Origin of the sequence: Streptomyces sp. N35, assembly GCF_016464295.1 — a bacterium.
Taxonomy (GTDB): Bacteria; Actinomycetota; Actinomycetes; order Streptomycetales; family Streptomycetaceae; genus Streptomyces.
Window position 1 is genome coordinate 1 of the sequence record NZ_JAEIMH010000047.1, and the last position, 8,443, is coordinate 8,443.

At 67.8% G+C, this 8,443-nt stretch carries 10 protein-coding genes; 7 read left to right on the forward strand and 3 right to left on the reverse strand.

What is annotated here, in order from left to right; genetic code table 11:
* The 3 genes from JAO81_RS42725 to JAO81_RS24480 all read right to left on the reverse strand — a co-directional run.
* Window positions 1-76, reverse strand: a 76-nt coding sequence (locus JAO81_RS42725; protein WP_233415864.1) for an NAD(P)-binding domain-containing protein, incomplete at its 3' end; no start/stop codon positions are given.
* Window positions 77-277: 201 nt separating this feature from the next.
* Complete coding sequence (locus tag JAO81_RS24475) at window positions 278-1,168, reverse strand: 2-hydroxy-3-oxopropionate reductase (protein ID WP_199550076.1); 891 nt, start codon at window positions 1,166-1,168, stop codon at window positions 278-280.
* Between the two features lie 120 nt (window positions 1,169-1,288).
* Complete coding sequence (locus tag JAO81_RS24480; protein ID WP_199550077.1) at window positions 1,289-2,122, reverse strand: TIM barrel protein; 834 nt, start codon at window positions 2,120-2,122, stop codon at window positions 1,289-1,291.
* A gap of 124 nt (window positions 2,123-2,246) precedes the next feature.
* Here JAO81_RS24480 and JAO81_RS24485 point away from each other — a divergent pair, with 124 nt between their 5' ends.
* The 7 genes from JAO81_RS24485 (at window position 2,247) to JAO81_RS24515 (ending at window position 8,318) form a co-directional block, all read left to right on the forward strand.
* Window positions 2,247-2,501, forward strand: a complete 255-nt coding sequence (locus JAO81_RS24485) for a hypothetical protein (RefSeq protein WP_165333994.1) — start codon at window positions 2,247-2,249, stop codon at window positions 2,499-2,501.
* Window positions 2,498-2,878: a helix-turn-helix domain-containing protein gene (locus JAO81_RS24490; protein WP_307813631.1), complete on the forward strand. Its 381-nt coding sequence runs from the start codon at window positions 2,498-2,500 to the stop codon at window positions 2,876-2,878. The genes JAO81_RS24485 and JAO81_RS24490 overlap by 4 nt, the downstream gene beginning before the upstream one ends.
* A 206-nt stretch (window positions 2,879-3,084) precedes the next feature.
* Window positions 3,085-3,594, forward strand: coding sequence for a 2-oxo-4-hydroxy-4-carboxy-5-ureidoimidazoline decarboxylase (gene uraD, locus JAO81_RS24495; RefSeq protein ID WP_165333996.1), 510 nt, complete (start codon window positions 3,085-3,087; stop codon window positions 3,592-3,594).
* Window positions 3,595-3,596: 2 nt separating this feature from the next.
* On the forward strand, window positions 3,597-3,998 hold the full coding sequence (gene uraH / locus JAO81_RS24500; RefSeq protein WP_199550078.1) for a hydroxyisourate hydrolase: 402 nt from the start codon (window positions 3,597-3,599) through the stop codon (window positions 3,996-3,998).
* 5 nt (window positions 3,999-4,003) lie between these two features.
* A complete protein-coding gene (gene pucL, locus JAO81_RS24505) occupies window positions 4,004-4,927 on the forward strand; it encodes a factor-independent urate hydroxylase (RefSeq protein WP_199550079.1) in 924 nt (307 codons plus the stop codon).
* A gap of 254 nt (window positions 4,928-5,181) precedes the next feature.
* Complete coding sequence (locus JAO81_RS24510; RefSeq protein WP_199550080.1) at window positions 5,182-6,561, forward strand: 8-oxoguanine deaminase; 1,380 nt, start codon at window positions 5,182-5,184, stop codon at window positions 6,559-6,561.
* Window positions 6,562-6,926: 365 nt separating this feature from the next.
* Window positions 6,927-8,318: a nucleobase:cation symporter-2 family protein gene (locus JAO81_RS24515; RefSeq protein ID WP_199550124.1), complete on the forward strand. Its 1,392-nt coding sequence runs from the start codon at window positions 6,927-6,929 to the stop codon at window positions 8,316-8,318.
* Window positions 8,319-8,443 lie beyond the last annotated feature (125 nt).

An 8,443-nucleotide genomic window follows, 5' to 3' on the forward strand; every position in this document is an offset into this window, starting at 1 on the left:
CCTTGATCAGGTTCTCGGCCATGGGGGAGCCCATGATGCCGAGGCCGACCCATGCGCTCTTCGGGAGGTTGCTCATGATGGTGCCTTTCTCAAAATCTTCGATACGTCGATGAGTTGACGAGTCGTCCGCGGTACCGCCCACCCGCACAGCGGGCGGTGGCGCGGGCGTGACAGGTGAGGCGCCCGGGCGCGAGGGACGGCGGGCGGGGGGGCGGCGACGCGGGGCCCCCCGCCCCCCCCGCCCCGGGGCCTACGGGGCCTACAGGAGGCCCGGGGCTCAGATCTGCGAGCCGGAGAGGCGCCCGACCGCGCGGAGCAGGGCCGAGTGGTCCAGGCCGCCGTCACCCTGCGCACGCAGCGAGGCGACGAGCTGGGCGACCACGGCGCCGACCGGCAGCGAGGCACCGACATTGCGGGCGGCGTCGGTGACGATGCCCATGTCCTTGTGGTGCAGGTCGATACGGAAGCCCGGCTTGAAGTCGCGGTTGAGGAAGTTGTCCTTCTTGCGGGTCAGGACGGTCGAGCCGGCCAGACCACCGTTGAGGACGTCGAGCGCGGCCTTCAGGTCCACGCCGGACTTCTCCAGGAAGACCACGGCCTCGGCGCACGCCTGGATGTTGACCGCGACGATCAGCTGGTTGGCGGCCTTCACCGTCTGACCCGAACCGTGCGGACCGCACAGCACGATGGTCTTGCCGAGCGCGTCGAAGACCGGCTTGGCCTCGTCGAAGTCGGCCTTGTCGCCGCCGACCATGATGGACAGGACGGCCTCGATGGCGCCGGCCTCGCCACCGGAGACGGGGGCGTCCAGAACGCGGATGCCCTTCTCCTTGGCGGCCTTGGCCAGGTCGACCGAGGTCTGCGGGGTGATCGAGGACATGTCGATCAGGAGGGCGCCGGACTTGGCGTTCTCCAGGATGCCGTCGGGGCCGTAGGAGATGGCCTCGACCTGCGGGGACGCGGGCACCATCGTGATGACGACATCGGCGTCCTTGACGGCCTCGGCGATCGAGCCGGCCGCGGAGCCGCCGGCGGCGGCGAGACGGTCGAGCTTGTCCTGCTCGAGGGTGAAGCCGGTGACGGAGTAACCGGCCTTGATCAGGTTCTCGGCCATGGGGGAGCCCATGATGCCGAGGCCGACCCATGCGATCTTCGGGAGGTTGCTCATGATGGTGCCTTTCTCAAAATCTTCGATACGTCGATGAGTTGACGTGTCGTCCGCGGTACCGCCCACCCGCACAGCGGGCGGTGACGCGGGCGTCAGAGGTCAGGCGCCCGGCCGCGAGAGTCAGCGGGCGGCGCGGGCCTCGGCCGGCAGCCAGCCGAAGGAGGCGGCCGCGTCGGGAGCCTTGTACTCGAGGCCCACGTAGCCCTCGTAACCGGCCTTCTTCAGCTGGTCGAGAAGGTCCTCGAGCGGCAGCTCGCCGGTGCCCGGGGCGCCACGGCCCGGCTTGTCGGCGATCTGCACGTGGCCGGTCTTGGCCGCGTACCGCTCGATGACCGAAGGCAGGTCCTCGTCGTTCATGGCCAGGTGGTACAGGTCCATGAGGAACTTGGCGTTGCCGAGACCGGTGGCCTCGTTCACCTTGTCCACGATGTCCACGCCGGCCGGTGCGCTCACCAGCGGGTAGAGCGGGGACTCCGGCTTGTTGAGGGTCTCGATCAGGAGGATCGCGCCGATGCGGTCGGCCTCCTTGGCCGCGAGCACCAGGTTCTCCAGGGCGAGCTTGTCCTGCTCGGCCGGGTCCACGCCGTCGACGCGGTTGCCGTACAGGGCGTTCAGCGCCTTGCAGCCGAGGGACTCGGCGAAGTCGGCCGCGACCTTGAGGTTGGCGCGGAACTTCTCCGACTCCTCGCCGGGCACGGAGACCGCACCGCGGTCGGGGCCCGGCAGCTTGCCGGCGTAGAAGTTCAGGCCCGTGAGCTGGACGCCCGCGTCCTCGATGGCCTTCTTGAGGGCGTCGAGCTCGGCCTGGTCGGGGGTCGGGGTCTCGATCCAGGGCCACCACAGCTCGACCGCGGTGAAGCCCGCTGCGGCTGCTGCCGCGGGACGCTCCAGGAGCGGGAGTTCCGTGTAGAGGATCGAGAGATTCACATTGAAGCGCTGGTCCGTGTAACCCATGAGGGGCGGCGCTCCTTCCGTATCGCGGAAGTTACTTTCTACTTGACGGAAGAGTGCCTAAGGCCCTGGTCACCTGTCAAGTGGGGGCTCCCGTAAATCACACGGACCTGGATAGGTTGGCCGCGTGCGATTGAGAGTGGAGTTCACGACCGAGCCCTTCGACCTCGACGAGGCGCCGGCCCATGCGGTCGCCGCCCGTGAGGTCATCGAGGCCGCCGACCTCGACGCGGTGGACGTCGGACCGTTCGGCAACACCGCGGAGGGCGGCGCCGAGCCGGTGCTCGCCGCCGTCGACGCGCTGCTGCGCAAGTCCCTGGCCGCGGGCGCCACCCGGGTCTCTCTCCAGGTGAACGTGATCGGAGAGGGTGACCAGAAGTGACCGAACCCAGAGACCACCCCTTCGTCAGCGCCGTGAAGCCGCTGGTCGACGCGATGGGCGCCCGGGTCATCGCCCCCGCCGAGGCCGGTGACGACGATGTCGTCCTCGCCTGGGAGGGCGAGGACGTGCTCGCGGTGCGGCTGCCGCAGCTCGCGGACTCCCTCGACCACATCCTGGCGGCCCTGGAGCGCAAGCACGGCAGGCCCCTGGCGGAGCTCGACCGCAAGTCCAAGCAGGAAGTCGTACGTCTTCTGGAAGCGCGCGGCGCCTTCTCGGTACGGCACGGCGTGGAGACCGTGGCCGGCGCGATAGGCGTATCCCGCTTCACTGTGTACAACTACTTGAACCGGGACAACAGCACCACAAAGTCCGAGTAGGCGCGTACCCGCAGAACGCACCAAGCTCGGGCCGTCGCGCCCGCACGAACGCACAAAGAGCCGCCGCCTGGATCTTCAGACGGCGGCTCTTTGTTCAATTCGTTTCAACAAAGTGTTGACGGGGTGTTGCCGAAGGTCTTAGCTAATCCCAGCCCGTCCAGCACACCCCGGCCCAAAGTGGCCACTCAAGCCACGGAGGCTTTCCCGTGACTTCGCGTACGACACCGGGGCTCACCCGGTTCAACACCTCGGACGAGACCGCGGCCACCGCGGAGCTCCACGAGGTGTGCAGCTCTTCGGCCTGGGGCAGCAAGGTTCTCGCCCAGCGCCCCTACGCCGATGCCGACTCCCTCTTCGCCGCGAGCGACGCCGCCATGGCCGAGCTCACCGCGGCGGATCTGGAGGAGGCCATGGCGGGGCACCCGCCGATCGGCCGTCCGAAGCCGGGAGACCCGACCTCCGCGCGCGAACAGCGCGGCATGGCCGGCGCCTCCGAGGAGCTCAAGACGGAACTGCTCGAACTGAACCTGGCGTACCAGGAGAAGTTCGGTCACGTCTTCCTCATCTGCGCGACCGGCGCCACGGCCGAGTTCATGCTCGGCCAGATCAAGGTACGGATCGGACACGAGGCCGAGCAGGAGCGGGAGATCGTCCGCACCGAACTGGCCAAGATCAACCGCATCCGCCTGACCCGGCTCGTAGAGGAAGCAGCGTAGTAATGAGCACTGACACGACCGCTTCGGTGTCCACGCACATCCTGGACACCAGCATCGGACGCCCCGCCGAAGGCGTCGCCATCTCGCTCGCGGCCCGCGCCGGCTTTGACGCGGACTGGGTGGCACTCGGCGGATCCGCCACCGATGCGGACGGGCGTTGCAAGGACCTGCCGGCCCTGCCGGAGGGCACCACCCACGTACGCCTCGACTTCGAGACCGAGGCGTACTTCGTAAAGAAGTCCGCAAACCAGCAAGCCGAAGCCCAGCAGGACGCCCCCGCGAATCGGGACAGCGGTGCGTTCTTCCCGGAGGTGGCGATCACGTTCGCCGTCAAGCCGGGCGAGCACTATCACGTACCGCTGCTGCTCAACCCGTTCGGCTACTCCGTTTACCGAGGGAGCTAGCAGACATGCCCACGATTCTGGGACAGAACCAGTACGGCAAGGCCGAGAACCGCGTTGTCAAGATCACGCGGGACGGTGCCACCCACCACATCAAGGACTTGAACGTCTCGGTCGCCCTCTCGGGCGAGATGGACGACGTCCACCTGACCGGCTCCAACGCCAACGTCCTGCCGACCGACACCACCAAGAACACGGTGTACGCGTTCGCCAAGGAGTACGGCATCGAGTCGGCCGAGCAGTTCGGCATCCACCTGGCGCGGCACTTCGTGAACAGCCAGGACCCGATCCACCAGGCGCGTATCCGCATCGAGGAATACTCCTGGGAGCGGATCGAGACCTCGGACGCCAACTCGAAGTTCATCGGCTCCGAGGACGTCAAGCACTCCTTCGTCCGCAAGGGCCAGGAGACCCGCGTCAGCGAGATCACGTACAACGGCTCCGAGTGGCAGGTCATCTCGGGTCTGAAGGACCTCGTGGTCATGAACTCCACCAACTCGGAGTTCTGGGGCTACGTCAAGGACAAGTACACGACGCTCCAGGAGGCGTACGACCGCATCCTGGCCACGCAGGTCTCCAGCCGCTGGCGGTTCAACTGGACCGACGACGAGCAGCGGATGCCCAACTGGGAGCGTTCGTACGAGCAGACCAAGAAGCACATGCTCGAGGCCTTCGCCGAGACCTACTCGCTCTCGCTGCAGCAGACGCTGTACCAGATGGGCTCGCGCATCATCAACAACCGTTCGGAGATCGACGAGATCCGCTTCTCGCTCCCGAACAAGCACCACTTCCTTGTCGACCTGGAGCCCTTCGGCCTCAAGAACGACAACGAGGTCTACTTCGCGGCCGACCGCCCGTACGGCCTGATCGAGGCGACCGTCCTGCGTGACGGTGTCGAGCCGCGGATCCCGGTGGACCTCTCCAACCTGTAGTTCCCCACCTGTAGTCCCCGGGGGGACTACAGGAGCCTCGACAACCTCCGACGCGAGTGCGCCGGCGTCTACCCCGGGAGCCGGATCCTCCGACAAGGATCCGGTCCCGGGGGCCAGGAGGGGAGCGGGGGCATCTGCGCAACACCCGCAACGGGCAGACGCGACGAGGCGTTTGCACGTGCACCACGGACTCGGTCGTCACCCCGCTCGGCCCCCGGGTCCGTACATCCGAAGAGGAAGAACGAGGATCCGCCATGGCGGCTTCGCGCATCGTTATCGAAAACTGTGCCATCGCGACCGTGGACGCGAACGACACCGAGTACGCCTCGGGTTACATCGTCGTCGCGGACAACAAGATCGAGTCCCTGGGCGCCGGCAAGGCCCCCGAGAACCTCGAGAACGTGGTCCGGCGGATCGACGCCACCGGGCACCTCGTGACCCCGGGTCTGGTCAACACGCACCACCACTTCTACCAGTGGATCACCCGTGGTCTGGCCACCGATCACAACCTCTTCAACTGGCTCGTCGCCCTCTACCCGACGTGGGCGCGCATCGACGAGCCGATGGCCCGCGCCGCCGCGCAGGGCTCCCTCGCGATGATGGCCCGCGGTGGTGTGACCACCGCGATGGACCACCACTACGTCTTCCCGCAGGGCTCCGGCGACCTGTCCGGCGCGATCATCGGCGCCGCGAGCGACATGGGTGTCCGCTTCACCCTGGCGCGCGGCTCCATGGACCGCTCCGAGAAGGACGGCGGTCTGCCGCCGGACTTCGCCGTCGAGACCCTCGAGGGCGCGCTCGCCGCGACCGCCGACACGGTCAAGAAGCACCACGACGCCTCGTTCGACGCGATGACCCAGGTCGCCGTCGCGCCGTGCTCGCCGTTCTCCGTATCGACCGAACTGCTCAAGCAGGGCGCCGAGCTGGCGCGCTCGCTCGGTGTGCGCATGCACACCCACGGCAGCGAGACGGTCGAGGAGGAGCAGTTCTGCAAGGAACTCTTCGGCATGGGCCCGACCGACTACTTCGAGTCCACCGGCTGGCTCGGCGAGGACGTGTGGATGGCGCACTGCGTCCACATGAACGACTCCGACATCGCCGCCTTCGCCCGTACGAAGACCGGTGTCGCGCACTGCCCGTCCTCCAACGCCCGTCTCGCGGCCGGTATCGCCCGTGTCCCGGACATGCTGAAGGCCGGCGTCCCGGTCGGCCTCGGTGTGGACGGCACCGCCTCCAACGAGTCCGGTGAGCTGCACACCGAGCTGCGCAACGCGCTCCTCATCAACCGCCTCAACACCGAGCACCGCGAGGCCGCGCTCAACGCCCGCCAGGCCCTGCGCCTCGGCACCTTCGGCGGCGCCCAGGTGCTCGGCCGCGCCGACAACATCGGCTCGCTCGAGGCCGGCAAGCTCGCCGACTTCGTGCTCTGGAAGATGGACACCCTCGCCCACTCCTCCATCGCCGACCCGGTCACGGCCCTGATCTTCGGTGCCGCCGCCCCTGTCTCCGCCTCGTTCGTCAACGGCAAGCAGATCGTCGAGAACAACCGTCTGCTCACCGTCGACGAGGACGCCATCGCCCGTGACACCCGCGCCGAGGCCCAGCGTCTCGCGCGGATCGCCGCCGGGTCCTAAGCCCTCAGGGCTTTCCAGGGGGGCGGGCGGGGGGGGCGCGCGCCGCCCCCCCGGTCGCCGTGGACCCGAGCGGGGTCCACGGCAGCCGAGACCGGTGGGCGCTGACGCCCATGCGCCCGCGCCCACCGGATCGGTGACCGTCCGTACCTCTCGTAGTACGGCGACCGCACATCGCTGCCCGACAACTTCATAGCGCGCACGAATCGCACCACTTGCACCAATTGCACGTTTGCACCATCTGTACGACCTCCAAGACACCCGCGTCGCTGGCGACGCGTTAACCGACCGGAGGAACCGCCGTGGCAGCAACGCCCAAGGTTCGCAAAGCAGTCGCCGTGCCAGAGGACGAGAGCGTCCGCGACCAGATGACCGAAAAGCACCCGGTCGACGAGAAGCTCCCCCCTCTCAAAATGATGACCAGCGGTCTGCAGCATGTGGCCGCCATGTACGCGGGTGTGGTCGCCCCGCCGCTGATCGTGGGAGCCGCTGTCGGGCTCTCCGCGAAGGAACTCACTTTCCTTACCGGCGCATCCCTGTTCACCGCGGGAATCGCCACGCTCCTTCAGACGCTGGGCATCTGGAAGATCGGCGCCCGGCTGCCGTTCGTCAACGGCGTCACCTTCGCCGGTGTCGCGCCCATGCTGGCGATCGTCGACCAGACGAAGGACAAGGACGACGCGCTGCCGATCATCTTCGGCGCGATCATCGTCGCGGGCCTGCTCGGCTTCATGGCCGCCCCGTTCTTCTCCAAGCTGGTCCGCTTCTTCCCGCCCGTCGTCACGGGCACCGTGATCACCTTGATCGGTGTCTCGCTGATGCCCGTCGCCTTCGGCTGGGCCCAGGGACCCAATCCGGCCGCCGACGACTACGGCTCGATGAAGTACCTCGCCCTGGCGGGTATTTCGCTCGTCATCGTCCTGCTGATACGCCGCTTCACCAGCGGATTCGTCAAGCAGATCGCCGTCCTGCTCGGCCTGGTGATCGGCACCGTCGTGGCGATCCCCTTCGGAGTCACCGACTTCTCCGCCATCGGTGAGGCGGACATCATCGGCTTCCCGACACCGTTCCACTTCGGCGCCCCGCAGTTCGCCGCAGCGGCCATCGTGTCGATGATCGTCGTGATGATCGTGTCGATGACCGAGTCGACCGCGGACATGCTCGCGCTCGGCCAGATCGTCGAGAAGCCGGCCGACGAGAAGACCATCGCGGCGGGTCTGCGGGCCGACTGTCTGGGCTCCGCGGTCTCGCCGCTGTTCAACGGCTTCATGGCCAGCGCCTTCGCGCAGAACGTCGGCCTGGTCGCCATGACGAAGATCCGCTCGCGGTTCGTCGTCGCGGTGGGCGGCGGCTTCCTGATCCTGATCGGCCTGATGCCGGTCGCCGCCTCCCTGATCGCCACCGTGCCCCGGCCGGTGCTCGGCGGTGCGGGTGTCGTCCTCTTCGGTTCGGTCGCGGCCTCCGGTGTGCAGACGCTCGCCAAGGCCGGCCTGGAGAAGGACAACAACATCCTGATCGTGGCCGTCTCCCTCGCCATCGGCCTGATCCCGATCGCGGCGCCGGAGTTCTACCACGCGTTCCCCGAGACCGCGATGATCATCCTGGACTCGGGCATCTCCACCGGTTGTGTCGCGGCCGTCCTGCTCAACCTCGTCTTCAACCACACGGGCAAGGCCCGGGCGGACGCCGACGAGGTGGCTCACGCGATGGAACCGGGCGAGACGCTCTCGGAGACGCGGGCTCCGGCTTCGGCGCACTGAGGGTTCGGTCGACTCACCTGGGAATCGGCGCTGTTCGACCGTTGCGGGCCCGGCACTTCTCCAGTGGCGGGGCCCCCACGGCCGCCGAGGGACCGTCCCCTACCGGGGCGGAGTCTTCCCGAAGG

Coding starts and splice junctions, on each gene's coding strand:
- JAO81_RS24475 (WP_199550076.1), bottom strand. CDS start 1,168: ATGAGCAACCTCCCGAAGATCGCATGGGTCGGCCTCGGCATCATGGGC.
- JAO81_RS24480 (WP_199550077.1), bottom strand. CDS start 2,122: ATGGGTTACACGGACCAGCGCTTCAATGTGAATCTCTCGATCCTCTAC.
- uraH (WP_199550078.1), top strand. CDS start 3,597: ATGAGCACTGACACGACCGCTTCGGTGTCCACGCACATCCTGGACACC.
- pucL (WP_199550079.1), top strand. CDS start 4,004: ATGCCCACGATTCTGGGACAGAACCAGTACGGCAAGGCCGAGAACCGC.
- JAO81_RS24510 (WP_199550080.1), top strand. CDS start 5,182: ATGGCGGCTTCGCGCATCGTTATCGAAAACTGTGCCATCGCGACCGTG.
- JAO81_RS24515 (WP_199550124.1), top strand. CDS start 6,927: ATGACCGAAAAGCACCCGGTCGACGAGAAGCTCCCCCCTCTCAAAATG.